The following is a 15,604-nucleotide window of genomic DNA, read 5'->3' on the forward strand; positions in this document are numbered from 1 at the left end:
AACCGGGAAGGGAAATTCCATGTCATTGTTCGACGCCGAACCCGAAGTTCTCACCAATAATGCCACCCACGCGGCGGCATGTCTGGGCGAACTCGAAGGCAACCTCAAGACCCTGGCCTCCTCGCAGGACGAACTGCATACCGCGGTCGTCAGCGCCGGTGCGGGCCAAGCGATCTACAACACCCTCGGTAACGCGCATGCAGCCGGTGTAAAACTCGCTGGAACGCTGCAGCAGATCATCGATGCGCTGACCGATTCGGGTGGCAAGATCGAAATGGCCGACCTGGACGCACAGGCGCGGGTCTACGCGGCCGCGGGAGCCGATGGGATTCTGGATGGCGGCACCGCCGCCGGTACCTGGACCGTGGCCGACACCGCTGTGAACAGCAAGGTCGATACCAATACCTGGTGATCGACACCGCAATAGAAATTCTCAAATAGTTGAAAGGTAAGAAATCATGGCCGGCGGAATGAAGTACAACTTCACAGCGGTCGATGGAGCAACCGCGCAAATTGGTGGGATGATCTCCGCGATGGAGCAGAATCTCGCCAACCTGCGGTCGCTCAAGGCGAACCTGGAGAGTATTACCGCAGGTGATATGTCGACGGCTGCCTCGAGCATCTGGACCAAGTTCAACACCGACATGCAGAACTACGAGAGCACGATGCGCTCCGTAGCCAGGGCGATCTCGACAACCTCGGGCAGTTCAGGCGACATGCGGAACGTCGATATCGCCCAGGGCAATCGGTTCCTGTCGATTGGTTAGCTCCTCCGCGTCGATCGCGGGGGCAGGTGATCCGGTGGCAGGTGACACGGAGTTCGATCCGGTGGCGGTCGACCTGAATGTCGATGCCGCCCTGTTGCTTCGGCAGCTGGTCGGCATCGACTCCTATCCGCTCGTACTCGCACTGATGCCCAACATCTACCGAGTCGAGGATCGGGACAGGGTGCACGCTGTTGTGCGCGGGCAGCTCGTCGAGGCGGGTGTACTCGTGGACGACCGGGTGCATCCACAGGTCGCGCACTGGTTGGAATGCCTCTATCGACCGGATGTGGAGCTCGCCGCGCGGATCATCGACACCGGAGCCGACGAGGTTCCGGCGGGCATGCTGCGGATGTCGCTGGTCCGCCGGGACGAGACCCATGTGCTGGCCTTGCGGTACGACGACCACGTGGTGATTCAACCGATCTTCAACGAGGCACGCGACCTGTCTGCGGTGGCCGGAGCGCTGCTCGCGGCATTGGGACCCTGCCCCGCACTGGATTTCGAGCCGGTTACCGCCGAACCGGAGGCATTCGGTGGCGAGCCGTCCGATGGTGCGATCGAGTGGAAGCAACGGCTGCTGGAGTTGGGTGCGGTTCCGCACACCGCAGGTGTGCTGAGCCGGGTGTTCGAAGAGGTGCTGCGGCGTGCGGAGGTGGTGGTCCTCGAACATCACGACGGCGGGACCGCGGAGGCGGGAGTGTGTATGAGCGTGTTCGACACCGAATTCGGCCGGGTCGTCGCGACGCCCGGCGTCGGTTACGACGGGCAGCAATGGGCGACCTTCGCCCCGGGTGACGACGCCACCGTCGCGGCGGGTGTCGCCGCCCTGGTCGAGATGTTGCCGAGCCGCAGCTGGTTCGACACCAGCCGGGTCTGAACGGTGGCGGCGGCGAGGGAACGAATGATCGTGCGAGGAAGAGGCACATGGTGAATCGACCACCGACTGTGAATGGACGGGGAGCCGACTCGGCTCGTCCGTTGGGTGGGTACGGCACGTACCTGCTCCCCGATGCCACCGGTCCCGATGCCGCTGGGCAGCGGGCGGCTCCTTCCGGACCGGGCGATACCCGGTCCGGTGCCGACTCGGCCGTCGCCCCGGACATGTCCGCCGCGCCGCCGAGTCCACAACCGCCGAGTCCACAACCGCCGAGCCCCTCGCCGTCGAACGCTCAGGCGTCGAACCCCCAGCCGAACCCCCAGCCGTCGAACCCGGCCGCTAGCGCGGCTCCCACGTCTGCGCAGGCGGTGACGCCGCCGCACGCCACCGCGGCGGCTGCCCCGCGGGCCGTGGCGCAACCGCCGAACCCGCCCGGTGCCGCCACACCGACATACGCCGGAGCCTCCGCCCACGCGTCCACCTCGCAACCGCCCGCCGGGGCGTACCAGCAGGGTCACGCATCGCGAGACGCGGGCCACGGCACGGCCGGGTGGTCCGCTGGCACCGCCGCCGCCGCGGCCGGTACCGCCGCATCGGAGGCCTCCGGCACCGCCGAGCAGGCGGGACGAGACGTGGCGAAGTGGTCGGCGACCGGTGCGCTCGAGCCCGACGTCACCATGGGGGTGGAGCCGATCGCCCAGCGGTCCGAGCCCGCGGGCCGCGTGGAGGTCATCTCGGCCGCACAGGCCGCCTCGCATCTGCTGGCGGAGATCACCGCGACCAATCGAGCGACCCTGCGGGCCTCCACCGGCGTGCGCGGCGCGCTGAACAAAGTGGGTTTCCGCTTCGGTTTGTCACCGGCCGAGCAGCGCGCCGAGGACCGGCGCACCCGGATCCGGCGGCAGATTCCCGGCACCTATCAGATCGCGGTGGTCAGCGTGAAGGGCGGCGTCGGCCGGACCACGACCGCGGCGACCCTGGGATCGACCTTCGCCTCCATTCGCTACGACCGCGTAGTCGCGGTCGACGCCAACCCGGACTTCAGCGATCTCGGCACCCGGACCGTCCGGCATCCGTACGGGCTCACCCTCCGCGATCTGGCGCAGGCCCGCGATCTGCGGGCCTTCTCGGCGGTGCAGGCGTACACCACCACGAACAACGCCAATCTGGTGGTGGTCGCGTCGCCGTGGGCGACCGATGCCACCCGGGCATTGAGCGGCGAAGAGTACGCGGCGGCCGTGCAGACCCTCCGGGTGCACTACAACCTGGTCCTGGTCGACTGCGGTACCGGTGTCTTCGATTCGGCGACCAACAGCGTGTTGGCCAGCAGCGACGCCGTTCTGGTTGTCACCCCGGCCACGGTCGGCGGGGTGACCGGGGCGGTGGCCACCCTCAACTGGCTCGGCTCGCACGGCCTCGAGCGCCTGGTCCACCGGTCCAGCGTGGCCATCGTGCACCAGCATCCGGTGAAGCCGAATGTCGATGTGGCGGCCATCGAGCAGCTGTTCGCGACCGCGGAACGGCCCACGTACACACTGCCTTACGACGCGCATCTGGCCGAGGGCGGCGAGATCGACCTGCGGCTGCTGGGCAGCGACACCGTCCTGGCCTTCGAGGAGCTGGCCGCGGCGCTGTCCGACGGGTTTCCGACATTCCGGGGGGCGACGCGGTGACCGCCGTTGCCGCACCGGCCGCGGACGCGGCGACCTCGGCGGACGTGGCCCGGGTCCGGGTGGCGATCATGGTGGCCACCTACCAGGTGGACGTCGTGGTGCCCACCAAGTTCGCGGTGGAGACATTCATCGACGATCTGCTCGAGGTGCTGGCCGCGGCGGTCGAGGACGATGACGTCGACTTCACCCCGCCGGTCGGGCAGTGGAGTCTGGCCCGGCCCGGACAGCTCCCGATTCCGCGCTGGCGCAGCCTTGCCGACCACGACATCGCCGACGGCGCCGTGCTGGTGCTGACGCCGGTCGAGTCCGCGGAGGTGTTCCGGCCGATCGTCGAGGACATCACCGATGCGCTCGCCCTGATCAACGAGCGCGAGTTCGCCGAGTACGACGCCGGAACGTCGGCGGTGGTCGGCTTCGGCGTGCTGGTGGCCGGTGCGACGGCGGCCGCGAGCATGTTGACGTGGGCATGGCTGCGCAGCGGATCGATCCTGTGGTGTGCGGTTCCCGCCCTACTGCTGGGCGCGGTGTTCCTGGGGGCGGCGGTCGTCGCCGGCCAGCGGTTCGCAGCACCCCGCGCCTGCTTGGGATCGGCCCTCGCCGCGCTGGTGCTGCTGTTCGCCGGCGGCGCCATGCTGGTGCCGACGGAATACGACGAAACCGGCCGATTCACCGCGGCCAACCTCGCGGCGGGCGCCGTGGTCGCCGCCGTCGCCGCGGCGACCATGATGCGCGTGACCCGGGTGGGCATCGCGACGCTGATGTCGGTGACCGCGCTCGGCATCCTCGGCGTTCTCGCAGCGCTGCCCGCGGCCTACCTGGAGCTGTCGGCGAGCCAGGTGGCGGCCGGTGCGGTGCTGGTCATCGTGATGCTGCTGGGATCGGCGCCGCGTGTGGCCGCGGTGATCGCCCGGATCCGGCCACCCGATCTGCCCGACCCGGGCAATGAGGTGGCGCCCGCGACACTCACCGACATCTTCGACGCCGAGACCGGCAACGAGAGCGAACCCGACGACCCGCAACGCCGACGCATCGAGGCCACCTTCGAATCACGGGCGCGTCTGGCGGTGACGAGCCTGCGCGGATTGGTCGTGGCGCTGTCGCTGTCGCTGTCCGTCGCCACGGTGCTGGCGGCCGCGACGCACCCCGGCAAGATCCGCGAGATCGTGCTCGCCGTGGCGGTGGCGGGGATTCTGACGATGCGGGCCCGCTGGTACCCGGACCGCGTGCAGGCCATCGCGTTGGTGACCGGATCCGCGGTGACGGTGATCGGGCTGGGAATCGTGCTGGTCGGCGTGCACGATACGGTCGGCGTCCGGCTGCTGGTCGCGGCCCTCGTTCTGGTGGCGGCGGTGCTGGGTTGTCTCGCGGCGGTCCGGTTGCCGAATGTCCGGCTGTCCCCGGTGACCCGGCGGGTGACCGACCTGTTCGAATACCTGCTGCTGCTGATCGTGCCGATCCTGGCGTTCTGGATCATGGGCATCTATGCGGCGATGAGGGCGATCTGATGCGTACGACCGGATGCGCCGTGACGCTGGTGGCGGCCGCCCTGTTCACCGGTGCGGCGCCCGCGGCGGCCGTCGAGCCGCCACAGGTCGTCGTAGGACCGCCACCGGCGGAAGAGCCGCCGAAACCGGAGTTTCCGATGAAACAGGACAAAGGATGCGTGGCGGCCGGTATTCTTCCGGGAACCGATCCGGCGCGGCAGCCCCCCGTCGACACCGCCTTGAACTTGTCCCGAGCCAGGGAACTGAGCCGGGGCGCGGGCGTCACCGTGGCCGTGATCGATACCGGGGTGAAACCGAGCCACCGGCTGCGCGATGTCGTCGGAGGTGGGGATTATGTCGCCGACGGCGGCGAGGGACTGTCCGATTGCGACGCGCACGGCACCCTGGTGGCCGGAATCATCGCCGGCACCGCCGATCCCACGGATGGATTCATCGGCGTCGCCCCGGAGGCCCGGATCCTGTCCATTCGCTACCGGTCCGCGGCGTTCACCGCCGAGGATCCGCAGCACTTCCGACCGGGGGCCGAGGCAGCCGTGCAGGTCCGTGCGCTGGCCCGCGCCATCGTGCACGCGGCCCGGCAGGGCGCGGGTGTGATCACCGTGGCGCTGCCGATATGCGTGCCGGTGCGGGAGGCGGTCGATCAGTCCCAGCTCTCCGCGGCCATCGGCTATGCCGTCCGGGTACGTGGCGCACTGATCGTCGCCAGCGCCGGTGACACCGGCGGATCGGGATGCAACCAGCAGAATCCGGGTGTCGATCCCACCGATTCGGTGGATCCGCGCGGCTGGCGGAGGGTGCAGACCATATCCACACCCGGCTGGTTCACCCCCGAGGTGCTCACCGTCGGCGTCACCACCGCCGCCGGTGCCGCGTTGGACAGCTCGCTCGCCGGACCCTGGGTCTCGGTGGCCGCACCGGGGACCGGCATCGTATCTCTCGGTCCGGGCGGTGGCGTCGTCAGCGGGGTCGGAGATCCGGCCGCGCTGTCCGAGATCGGCGGTGCGTCCTTCGCCACCGCGTATGTCAGCGGTGTCGCCGCCCTGCTGCGGTCGCGGTTCCCGGGCGAGACACCGGCCGAGATCGCGACGCGCCTGCAAGCCAGCGCCCATTCGCCGGCTCGCGGTGTGGACAATGTGGTCGGCGCCGGGCTCATCGACCCGCTGGCGGCGCTCAGTTACCGGACACCGCCCAGCCGACCGGAGGGGCTCTTCCAGTCCGCACCGCTGGCGGTGAAACCACCCGAACGACCGCGGGACCTGCGCCCCGCGATCACCGCGACAGTGGTCATCGCCTGTGCCGTACTGCTGGGTCTCGCGGCCGGCTTCGGCCCCGGGTTCGCCGGGATCCGGCGATCCGGCACCCAGTCGTCGAGGTCGCGGTGACCGTATCGTTCCGCGGCGCCGGTCCGAGCGGCACCCCGGCCCCGCGGCTACCGTTCGGCGCCGAACCCGGCCCCGTCGCCGGGGCGGTTTTCATCGCCGTCCTCATGCTGGTCGTGCTGTCCCGGACCCATCCGTGGTGGGTCGCCGCACTGGTGCTCGCGCTGTGGTCAACCGTCGTCGTGGTGCCCGTGGGCCAGCGCACCGCCTACCGCTGGTTGCGCGACTGGATCGGGTACCGTGCCGGCCGGTCGGCTCGGGCCCGCGAACTCGTGCGCCCGGAGTCGGTGGTCGACGTGCGTGTGGCCGCGGGCGTCTGCGGTATCCGGCGTGGGGGTGACACCCTTATCGCGATGATCCAGCTGGCTCCGAACCTGGATCTACCGACGATCATCGGCGCGGGCACCACCTACACCGAGGACACGGTGCCGGTGCCGGTGCTCGCCGAGATGCTCGACCAGTACGGCATCGCGATCGATATCGACATCGTGACGACTGGCCGGCGGGTTCGGTCCGTGGGAAGCTACGGCATGCTGTACGACCAGCTGATCGGCACCGACCCGGCGGTCGGGGAGCGGTTGACCTGGTTGGTGCTGCGCCTGGATGTCGAACGGAACCTCGAGCCCCTCGCCCGGCGTGGTTCGGCGGCGGCCGCGGCGCCGAAAGCGCTTGCCTCCGCGGCACATCGCATCGCGGCCCGGCTGCGCGAGATAGAGATCGCCGCTCATCCGCTGCCCGCCGAGGCCATGCAGGCGGCGACTCGGTCGCTGCACACCGGATTCGAACTGACCGATCTGCGAGAGAGCTGGCGCATGCTGGTCGGACCGGTGCCGACTCGCCACGTCACCAGCTATGAGATCGATCTCGCGCGGATCGACGATGCCCTCGATTCCTGCTGGACGTGGCACACCGGCCGGACGACCCTCACCGTGGCATTGACCAGCCGGGGCGTTCAACACGGCGGTACGGGCGCTGCCGAGGACCGCGAGGTCGAGGTGCGTGCCATGGCGCGCTATGTCGGCCCGGGGCCGCAGGTCGGCCGACCCGATTACCTGCATCCGCTGAGCGGTCGTCAAGGCGCCGCGCTCCTGGCATCGCTACCGGTCGGTGGCCGCGAACGGTGGCACCGTATCGGCCGCCCCCGCCGCGTCGATCCGGTCGTGTGGCAGGTCGGAGAACAGCTCGAGGTAGCGGCGGAACAACTGCGCATGGCCATCGGTCCCAGCGGGCAGATTCTCGGTGCGATCAGAGGGCGGGCCGAACACAATCTCGCACTGCCCCTTTACGATCCGGTGCGGTACAACCCGCGGCGGCGCACCGTCGACGTGCACGCGGAGCTGCCGATCGCCCAGCAGATCGTGCTCCGGACCGTGGCCGTCGGCGCCGATGTCGAGGTCCACTCGAGCCGCCCTGGGCGGTGGCAGCACCTGGTGGACGCGGTCGGAGATCCCCGGTCGTTGCGGCTGGTCGGTGCGCACGGCCCGATCGGGGCGCGCAATGGTGCCGAGCCCGAAGTGGGCCCGGCGACCGTGGCGGTCTTCGACCAGCTCGTGCCGAGTTCCACGGCCGCGCCCACCACGATCGTCATCAGCGCACCCGGCGGACCGCGGCAGCGATCCGCCGACCTGTCCATCGATCAGACCGGCGCGGCCGCGATCGATGTCGGTATCCCGATGCACACCGTGCGGATCGATCTGATCGAGCCGATCGGCGAGGACCGGTTCCTGACCGGTGTCGACGAGTCCGCCGGTATCTCGTCCCCGGACCGGCGGGGTCCGGTACCCGAACTAGCGGGCGCCCGTTCCGCGTCCAGCTCGGATGGAAAGTAGGTCGAATATCGTGTCAGCGGAGGCGGAACCCCGAAATGGTAGCGGCGGTGAGGAACTGACGCCGCGACAGCTGGCGGCGGCGGTGTTCTCCAAGCGGCTCGCCGAACTCGTCGCGGAATCGGTCGTATCCACCGAGGACGACGGTCCGGTGCGGTCGCTGACGTTGTACTCACTGGCGCAACACCTGGAACTGGCCTACCCGGACGTGCCGATATCGCAGTCCGGCCTGTACCGCCTCATCCACGGTGAGGCCATACCGCGCTTGGATCTGATCGTCGCGCTGGCGCGCGTATTCGATGTCGCGCCAGAGTATTTCATCACCGAGCCCAATCAGTAGCCGGTGGCGTTCTCACGCTTGGGAACGGGCGGTGACCGAGAAATCGATACGATTCCCGGCATGCCCGACGAGGAACCGGGAGATGTCTTCCTCCGCCATCGGAGCGTGGTCCTGGCCGCGCTGTTGCCGGGCTCGTCCGGGGCGAAGCCGGAGGCGGAAAAGGAAGCGCCCGAACCGGTTTCGACTGGCTCGGCCGCGACGGGCCCGGATGCCGCGGACCGTGAGCTGGCGGAGGCGGAAACCGTTCCGGAACCACGGCGCACCACCGGGGCGGGCAGCCCGGCGCCGGTCCGCCCGCGTTCGGCACGGAGGTCCTCGGCCAGTGAGCAGATCAACGCGCTGTTGAACGGCTCGGGGCCCATCGAGCCCAGAGCACAGGGGTTCACCGATCCGGCTCGGATGCCACCGGAGCGGCGCGATACCGAGGCCCCACCGAAACGGCGGGAGGAGCCGGTCGGCAAGGACCGGTTCGACGACCTGTTGCGGCCGACGCCCGGCGGCCGTCTCGGCGCGTTGACGCAGCGGATCGCTCCACAGCTGCGCAAACCCAAGGTACTGCTGTCCGTCGGTGCGGTGCTGGCCGTCCTGCTACTGGTCGTGCTCATCACCACCGGTGGTGAGCAGCAACAGGCGGGGCAACCACTGGTCGTGACGTCGGCGGCGCCGACGCCCGCGCCGCCGCCCGCCGAGCCGACCGAGGCGGTGAGCCGTGGGAAGCCGATCGAGGTGGTGTCGGCGACGAGCCACTGTCCGCCGGGCAGCACCGACGGTATGGATGCCTTCTCTGGTGAGGCGGGCAAGGCATGGTCGTGTGTGCGGGCCTATAACGTCGACGGCCAGGTGCTGACCATCGACCTGGGCGCAACCTATCTCGTCGAATCCATCTCGATCGTGCCCGGCTGGGACCACATCCGCGCCGACGGCGTGGACGAGTGGGCCAGGCACCGGACGGCGAGCCGGGTGTCGTACCAGTTCGACAACGAGAACTTCACCACCTACACCCAGGAGACCCTCGACCAGCGCGGCGTCGTGACCACCGAGATCAACCCGCCGGTGCGGGCATCGGAGATCATTCTGACGATTCTCGAATCGAGTGGCGATCGATCGCTGAAGGACACCGCCGTGTCCTCGATAGTGATCACCGGGAAGCAGCAGGGGTGAGTCGAGATGTCCGCGGTGACGTGCGGCTACTGCTCGCATCGCAATGACGGCGACCTGGCGCGCTGTGCGTACTGCGGTGCGCCGCTGGCCGCCCCGGCCGCCGGACCGGCGGCGGATCCGCGGCCGAGCGAGGTGCCGCCGGTTCCGGAGCACCGGCATCCGGGGATCGGTACCGCCGCCGCCCGAATCGCGCACGATGCGGAGTCCGCGGTCCGTTTCGGCGGAGCGGCTGCCCGCGGTGGCGCGGACGCCCTCCGCGCGGTGGGCGCCGTCGAACACGGTCTGGCCTCCGGGGTTCGGAGCCTGACCGAGCGGAAGCGGTATTCACCGCGGCACTGGCTGCTGACCGTCGGGGGCCTGGCCGTGCTGCTGGTGTGCGGCGTGCTCATCGCGGGCAGGTTCTCGCCGCCGCTCACGCCGATCGCCGCCACGACCGCGTCTGCCCGGCTGCCCGAACCGCTGCGTGCCGCGACCTGTCGGCCCTACCACGCCGAGTCCGGCGAACGGTGCGTACTCGCGGCCGGTGACCCGCTACTGCGGGGCCTGTCGGCGGGCCGGGATCTGACCTTCCATGTGCGCACGCCGCCGTCCGATGCGCTCGCGGCCACCGTCGAGCACTGGCGTTCGAGTGCCCGGACGATCGTCGCCGACGGCGACGTGTTCGCGGCGGTGGGGCCCTCGGCCACCGTGCGCTACGCCGACATCAGGACCGGTATCGTCCTGGAGACCGGGGCCTTCGACGGGGACCGGAGCGCCCGGAGCTTTCTGGAGCGGTCGGGGCTGCTCGATCAGGACGGTTCGTGACGTAGCGCCGCCGTCAGATCCGCCGGATCGTCGTAGAGTTCGGCCAATTCCGCGGTGTCGTCCTCCAGGTAGCGCAGCACCAACTGGCTCACCAGCGCCACCGTCGCGCGCCCCGGAACGACGCGGGTCGCGGCCAGTTGCTCGGTGACCCTGGCCAGATCGTCCGGGGTGCGCTCGGACTGCTGGAAACGGGCCCAGCCCATCCGGTGGAAGAGGTCGACGTGCCGGCGCGCGATGCGGTCGCAGTCTGCGTAGAGATTCTCCAGCTCGTCGACGACCTCGCTCAGCGGCAGCCCGGCCTCGGTGAGTCGACTGCCGATGGTGATCAGCCGAGGATTGGCGATCCGATAGGTGACGGCGTCGACGGGTTGGTAGAGCCCGATGGCGACGATTCGGGCGAGGCCGTCGGGAACGTCGCGGTACCGCTCCTGTAGTTCGGCGGCCGAGATGGTCTCATTGGGGAACTTGCCGGATCGGGCGGTCGTCTCGTCGATGACGCCGAGCACGTCGGAGAGCCCGTCGCCGCGGTCCCAAGCCTTCAGCAGTTCCTTGATACCGCTCAGCTTGATCCCTCGGTTGAGCAGGCGGCTGATGGTGCGCACCCGGCTCAGATGCTCCGGGCTGTAGTAGCCGGTTCGGCCCTTCACCATCGGTGGGGGAAGAATGCCACGCTCGTGATAGACACGCAGGCTGCGGACGGTGGTGCCAGCTTCCCGCGCCAACTCGTCGATCGTGTACTTCGCCTCGACTGCCATCCTTCAAGGAAACCACAGTGGCATTTCCTTGAAAATAGAACGACACGATATTCAGCGGTACGTCAGGAAGTGTCACACCGAAGTTCAGACCGGTTGGGTCAACGGTCGGCGGATCGCGTGCCGCACGCACCGCAGAACCGGGCGTCGGGCGGCAGCGCGGCCCCGCAGCCGGTGCACGACCGCTCGGTGCTCATCCGCTCGCCGCAGCTGGTGCAGAACGCCGTCGATGCCGGGTGCACGGCCCGGCACCGTGGGCACGCGGAACCCGAATGCCCACGGTCCGCCGTATTTCCGGAAGCACTGTACCGGGGCCTCGCCGCGAGTTGCGGGTGGACGGCGCTCAGGCCGAGCCCGGCGCCGAGGAAGGCTCCGCCGAGAGCGGCGTCGCCGCCGTGCGCCATGCCCTGACCGGCTCCGATCGCCAGCTCACCCGCCGCGTACTGCCCGTAGTCGCCCACCAGCTCGAGGTATCGGGTGTCCTTGGCCAGCCGCTTGAGCCGATCGGCATCCTCGGGTGCCAGGTTGATGTCGAAGTTGCCCATGCGGGTGATCAGCAGCCCATACCTGCGCAGCTGCCGGTTCGTCACCGCCAGCACGTCGGTGTCGATCTCGGGCATGTGCGCCGAGAGACCGAGCACCGGCCACCGGCCATTGGTGATCCCGGATGTCACCGCGATCTTCATCGAGCGCAGCAGCAGGTCCGAGCACCACGCGGTGATCTGGTCGGGGTCGGCCAGGTCGACGGTGCCGATCAGCCCGGTGACCAGGGCGGCCGGGTCCTGGACGGTCAGCGCGTACTCGCCGAAGACGCGCAGGGTGACGACCTGCTCGCTGCGGGGATCCAGGATGTCGTCGAGCCGGCCGCCGAACCTGTTGCCCGGGAACTCCCTGGTTCCCACGAAATACAGCTCCGCACGGTAGGCGTTGCCGCCGGTGACGGCGTCCAGCAGGGCGCCCAGGCCCGGCAGCTCGGTGGCGTCGACCCGGTGCCGACCGGGGGTCATGAGACCCGCGACCTGTCCGGTGTGCACGAACAGCGCGACCTCGCCGGAGTTCACGATCACGCGGGAGAAGCGCCGGATGTTGACGTCCGGCCACTTGTACACCAACTGGTTCTTGCGGCTGTCGGGAACAGCGATGAATTCCCGCTCGAACCAGGCCATGTCGTCGAGGATACGGTCGCTTCCCGGGCTGTCCGAGCGCCGTATTCCCACGGTGGGGAAGGGGCGCGTGGCACATTGGTGACCGGGCGCGCAGAATGCCGAGGCACACGCCGCCGAGGCAGACCGGGAGAGGGCCGAATGCTGGACCACGGCACCGAATCCGCACCAGAGCTGTCCACCACCGGGTTGGTCGCCGCGCTCGACGATGCCGGGCTCGGTGCCGGACGCGGCCCGCGTTCGCGGCCCAGCGTCCGCCGACTGGGTGGGGGCTGGGTGGAACTGCCGCCCGCCGAGCCGATCGATCCGCGTACCGCGGTCCTCGCCGAACCGGTTGTCCGAGAAGAGAAACGGTTCTGCTGGCGGTGTGACGAGCCGGTCGGCCGTTCCACGCCGGCCGTGCCCGCCACGGCATCGGGCGAATGCGAGATCTGTGACGCGCCATTCGATTTCCGGCCCGCGCTGGCGGAGGGCGATCTGGTCGCGGACCAATACGAGGTGCAGGGCTGCCTCGCCCACGGCGGTATGGGCTGGGTGTATCTCGCGATCGACCGCAATGTCAGCGATCGGTGGGTGGTGCTGAAAGGGCTGATGACCTACGGCGACTTCGAGGCCCATGCGGTCGCCGTCGCCGAGCGGCAGTTCCTGGCCGAGGTGTCGCACCCCAATATCGTGAAGATCTACAACTTCGTTCAGCATCAGCCCCCGCACGGGCAGCCGTGCGGCTACATCGTGATGGAGTACGCCGACGGCCGATCTCTGGACGACATCCTGCACGCGGCCGCCCCGCATCGGCTCTCGGTCGCCGAGGCCATCGCCTTCGTCCTGGAAATCGTTCCGGCGCTGGAGTATCTGCACTCCAACGGCCTCGCCTACAACGACCTGAAGCCCGGCAACATCATGGTCGGGGAACGGGTCAAGCTCATCGACCTCGGTGCGGTGGCGGCCATGGATTCGGCCGGATATCTCTACGGCACACCGGGTTTCCAGGCCCCGGAGCTCACCAGCACCGGGCCCACGGTCGCCTCCGACATCTACACGGTCGGCCGGACCCTGGCCGCGCTGACCCTCGATCCAGCCCGCCGGGCGCGCGGTGGCAACGACGATCTGCCCACCCCGATCGAGCAGCCGGTGCTGCGCCGCTACGAGGCGTTCTACCGGCTGCTGCTGCGGGCGACCGATCCCGATCCGGCACTGCGGTTTCCGACCATGCAGGCACTGCACACGCAGCTGACCGGCGTGCTCGCCACCGTGCTCGCGACCGACACCGGCGAGGAGTACCCGCAGGCGTCGACCCTGTTCAGCGCGCAGCGCACCAGTTTCGGGACCACGGCGCTGATCGCGCCGACCGACAGCCTCGCCGACGGCGTGTACCGGCACGGGACCTTGGACGCGTCCAGTGTGGTCGCGGCGCTGCCGGTGCCGCTGACCGATGTCGACGATCCGAGCGTGAATCTGTCGTCGCGGTCACTGCCCAGTGATCCGCAGCAGGTGCTCGACACGCTGCGGATGGTCGCGGAGTGGTCGCAGGCCGGCAAGATCGACACCCCGGCCTCGTACGAACTGGAGGGCGCACTGGCAGAGGTGCGTGCGTATCTGGATATGGGCGATCCGGTCGCCGCCAGGCAGCGGCTGGACCGGATCGCGTCCGACAGTCGCGCGGACTGGCGTATCGCCTGGTACCGGGGTGTCGCGGCCTTACTGGCGGAGGACTTCGACGAAGCATTCACCCGATTCGACACGGTGCACACCAGGGTGCCGGGGGAGCTCACGCCCTCTCTGGCTCTGGCCGCGACTGCTGAACTCCTTCTGCAGGAACGGATTTCGCGGTCGGAGACCGAACCCGCCGATGATCACGCCGGGCGCTGGCACGAGGTGGCGCTGCGGTATTACACGATCGTCTGGCGCACCAACCGCAGCGCGGTCAGCGCCGCTTTCGGCATGGCCCGCCGCTTGGCGGCCGCCCGCGATCCCCTCGCGGCGGTAGCGGTCCTGGACGAAGTGGCACGGACTTCGAGCCTGCACGCGCTGGCCCGGATGACCGGCTGCGTGCTGCTGGTGTCCCGGCCGCCGGCCGAGCTCGAGGAGTCCGACCTGCACGCCGCCGCGACTCGGGTGCGGGAGTTGCCCGCGGACGAACCGCGCGCGCAGCAGATGCGCGTGCTGGTGTTGAACGCCGCACTGATGTGGCTGACCACGCGGCGCGGTCCGGAGCGCCCGCAGACGACGCTGCTGGGTGTGCCGTTCACCGAGGACGGCGTGCGCCACGGCGTCTCGGAGTCCCTGCGACTGCTCGCGCGCAAATGCGACGACCGGATGCACCGCTACCATCTGGTCGACCTGGCCAACCAGGTGCGACCGCGCACCTGGTGGTAGTGCTGGGTGAACCGATGACACGCCTGATCGACTACACCTTCGACGGAACCTGGCTGACCTATGTCGACGAGCGACAGCTGTCGGCGCAGCTGCGGCAGCGGCTCGAGCAGCGGCGCGCCGCGGGATATCCGCCGGTCCATCAAGGGATCACCGGGGGCGGCGATCCCGTCGTTGTGCTGGGTGCCGCCGGTGTACTCGGGGCGGGTGCGCTGCTGCTGCTCCTCATCGGCGCGGGACCGCCGTGGCTGTGGGGCCTCGTGCTCGCCGCGGCGGTCGTCGCCGCCGGTGCGACGCTGCGCCGCACCGCGCGTTCCACCGTATCGCTGACCGCGAGTGACCGGCGCGCCGTGGCCGCCGCGACCAGGCGGTTGTATGTGCCCGATCCGAGCGATGATCGGGGGCTGCGCGGCGATCCGATCGAGGCGTTCCCGGTTCCCGAACTCATCGCGCGCGCCGTGGAATTGCGGGACAGCATCGCCGATTCGCCCGCCTGGCAGAGCGGCTACCTGATGTCGCATCGTCTGCGGCTGGACCTGGACGCCGAGCTCGACGCGATCATCCAGCACGCATTGCGGGTGGAGTGCGCGTCCAGGCCGCTCACCGACGTCGTCGGCGATTCCACGACCGCGACGACGGCGCGGCAGGCCACCGAGAACGCGCACGCGGCCCTGGCTCGGGTGTGGACCGGTCTGGTCGCTCGGGTGAGCGCATTGACCGCCTACCGCGCGCATCTGGCGGAACTCCAGGCCGAATTGACCAATGCCGAGATCGCCGAGCGCACGGTCGGGGTGGGCCTCGACATCACCGCGCTGCTGGCGGTCGCGACCGACGCGGAACTGGCGGCCGACCACATCGATGGTCTGCGGGTGGAGGTTCGGGCGACGGCGCTGGCCATCAACGAGATCGTCGAGACACTGAACGGCGACCTGAACACGCTGGCCGCGCTCTCGGCGCCGCGTGCCTGAACCGATGAACCGAGGA

The 15,604-nt window shown here is 69.5% G+C and carries 14 protein-coding genes; 12 read left to right on the forward strand and 2 right to left on the reverse strand.

What is annotated here, in order from left to right:
* Window positions 1–25 precede the first annotated feature (25 nt).
* The 10 genes from QJS31_RS04295 to QJS31_RS04340 all read left to right on the forward strand — a co-directional run bounded on the left by QJS31_RS04295 (window position 26) and on the right by QJS31_RS04340 (window position 10,332).
* The gene (locus QJS31_RS04295) at window positions 26–412 is read left to right on the forward strand and encodes a hypothetical protein (protein WP_306355961.1); all 387 of its coding nucleotides are present in this window, start codon (window positions 26–28) and stop codon (window positions 410–412) included.
* 46 nt (window positions 413–458) lie between these two features.
* Window positions 459–767, forward strand: coding sequence for a WXG100 family type VII secretion target (locus QJS31_RS04300; RefSeq protein ID WP_282784805.1), 309 nt, complete (start codon window positions 459–461; stop codon window positions 765–767).
* 34 nt (window positions 768–801) lie between these two features.
* Entirely contained in the window at window positions 802–1,644 is an 843-nt protein-coding gene (locus QJS31_RS04305; RefSeq protein WP_306355962.1) for an ESX secretion-associated protein EspG, read from the forward strand.
* Between the two features lie 368 nt (window positions 1,645–2,012).
* The gene (locus QJS31_RS04310; RefSeq protein ID WP_306355963.1) at window positions 2,013–3,317 is read left to right on the forward strand and encodes a MinD/ParA family protein; all 1,305 of its coding nucleotides are present in this window, start codon (window positions 2,013–2,015) and stop codon (window positions 3,315–3,317) included.
* Window positions 3,314–4,822, forward strand: coding sequence for a type VII secretion integral membrane protein EccD (gene eccD, locus QJS31_RS04315; protein WP_306355964.1), 1,509 nt, complete (start codon window positions 3,314–3,316; stop codon window positions 4,820–4,822). Before QJS31_RS04310 ends, eccD begins: the two co-directional genes overlap by 4 nt.
* Window positions 4,822–6,204 carry a type VII secretion-associated serine protease mycosin gene (gene mycP, locus QJS31_RS04320; RefSeq protein WP_306355965.1) on the forward strand — a complete coding sequence of 461 codons (1,383 nt, stop codon included), beginning with the start codon at window positions 4,822–4,824 and terminating at the stop codon, window positions 6,202–6,204. Before eccD ends, mycP begins: the two co-directional genes overlap by 1 nt.
* Window positions 6,201–8,030, forward strand: coding sequence for a type VII secretion protein EccE (gene eccE, locus QJS31_RS04325; protein ID WP_306355966.1), 1,830 nt, complete (start codon window positions 6,201–6,203; stop codon window positions 8,028–8,030). The genes mycP and eccE overlap by 4 nt, the downstream gene beginning before the upstream one ends.
* Window positions 8,031–8,040: 10 nt before the next feature.
* Complete coding sequence (locus QJS31_RS04330) at window positions 8,041–8,367, forward strand: helix-turn-helix transcriptional regulator (protein ID WP_282780229.1); 327 nt, start codon at window positions 8,041–8,043, stop codon at window positions 8,365–8,367.
* A 60-nt stretch (window positions 8,368–8,427) separates the two neighbouring features.
* The gene (locus QJS31_RS04335) at window positions 8,428–9,528 is read left to right on the forward strand and encodes a discoidin domain-containing protein (RefSeq protein WP_306355967.1); all 1,101 of its coding nucleotides are present in this window, start codon (window positions 8,428–8,430) and stop codon (window positions 9,526–9,528) included.
* A 6-nt stretch (window positions 9,529–9,534) separates the two neighbouring features.
* Complete coding sequence (locus QJS31_RS04340) at window positions 9,535–10,332, forward strand: hypothetical protein (protein ID WP_306355968.1); 798 nt, start codon at window positions 9,535–9,537, stop codon at window positions 10,330–10,332.
* Here the strand turns inward: QJS31_RS04340 and QJS31_RS04345 are convergent.
* Window positions 10,317–11,087, reverse strand: coding sequence for a MerR family transcriptional regulator (locus QJS31_RS04345; protein ID WP_051037977.1), 771 nt, complete (start codon window positions 11,085–11,087; stop codon window positions 10,317–10,319). The two genes, QJS31_RS04340 and QJS31_RS04345, sit on opposite strands and share 16 nt — an antisense overlap.
* Window positions 11,088–11,185: 98 nt before the next feature.
* Window positions 11,186–12,250, reverse strand: coding sequence for an SPFH domain-containing protein (locus QJS31_RS04350; RefSeq protein ID WP_306355969.1), 1,065 nt, complete (start codon window positions 12,248–12,250; stop codon window positions 11,186–11,188).
* 138 nt (window positions 12,251–12,388) lie between these two features.
* Between QJS31_RS04350 and QJS31_RS04355 the strand changes: the two genes are divergently transcribed.
* Together QJS31_RS04355 and QJS31_RS04360 are read left to right on the forward strand one after the other, a co-directional pair.
* On the forward strand, window positions 12,389–14,623 hold the full coding sequence (locus tag QJS31_RS04355; protein WP_282780236.1) for a serine/threonine-protein kinase: 2,235 nt from the start codon (window positions 12,389–12,391) through the stop codon (window positions 14,621–14,623).
* A gap of 14 nt (window positions 14,624–14,637) precedes the next feature.
* Window positions 14,638–15,588: a hypothetical protein gene (locus QJS31_RS04360; protein ID WP_306355970.1), complete on the forward strand. Its 951-nt coding sequence runs from the start codon at window positions 14,638–14,640 to the stop codon at window positions 15,586–15,588.
* Window positions 15,589–15,604: the final 16 nt, after the last annotated feature.

It is taken from the genome of Nocardia sp. CC213A, assembly GCF_030766805.1.
Taxonomy (GTDB): domain Bacteria; phylum Actinomycetota; class Actinomycetes; order Mycobacteriales; family Mycobacteriaceae; genus Nocardia; species Nocardia otitidiscaviarum.

What these genes read in the sequence shown, in the direction of transcription:
- QJS31_RS04340 (WP_306355968.1), top strand. Translation starts at nt 9,535, where the DNA reads ATGTCCGCGGTGACGTGCGGCTACTGCTCGCATCGCAATGACGGCGAC.
- mycP (WP_306355965.1), top strand. Translation starts at nt 4,822, where the DNA reads ATGCGTACGACCGGATGCGCCGTGACGCTGGTGGCGGCCGCCCTGTTC.
- QJS31_RS04345 (WP_051037977.1), bottom strand. Translation starts at nt 11,087, where the DNA reads ATGGCAGTCGAGGCGAAGTACACGATCGACGAGTTGGCGCGGGAAGCT.
- QJS31_RS04300 (WP_282784805.1), top strand. Translation starts at nt 459, where the DNA reads ATGGCCGGCGGAATGAAGTACAACTTCACAGCGGTCGATGGAGCAACC.
- QJS31_RS04355 (WP_282780236.1), top strand. Translation starts at nt 12,389, where the DNA reads ATGCTGGACCACGGCACCGAATCCGCACCAGAGCTGTCCACCACCGGG.
- QJS31_RS04360 (WP_306355970.1), top strand. Translation starts at nt 14,638, where the DNA reads ATGACACGCCTGATCGACTACACCTTCGACGGAACCTGGCTGACCTAT.
- QJS31_RS04335 (WP_306355967.1), top strand. Translation starts at nt 8,428, where the DNA reads ATGCCCGACGAGGAACCGGGAGATGTCTTCCTCCGCCATCGGAGCGTG.
- QJS31_RS04350 (WP_306355969.1), bottom strand. Translation starts at nt 12,250, where the DNA reads ATGGCCTGGTTCGAGCGGGAATTCATCGCTGTTCCCGACAGCCGCAAG.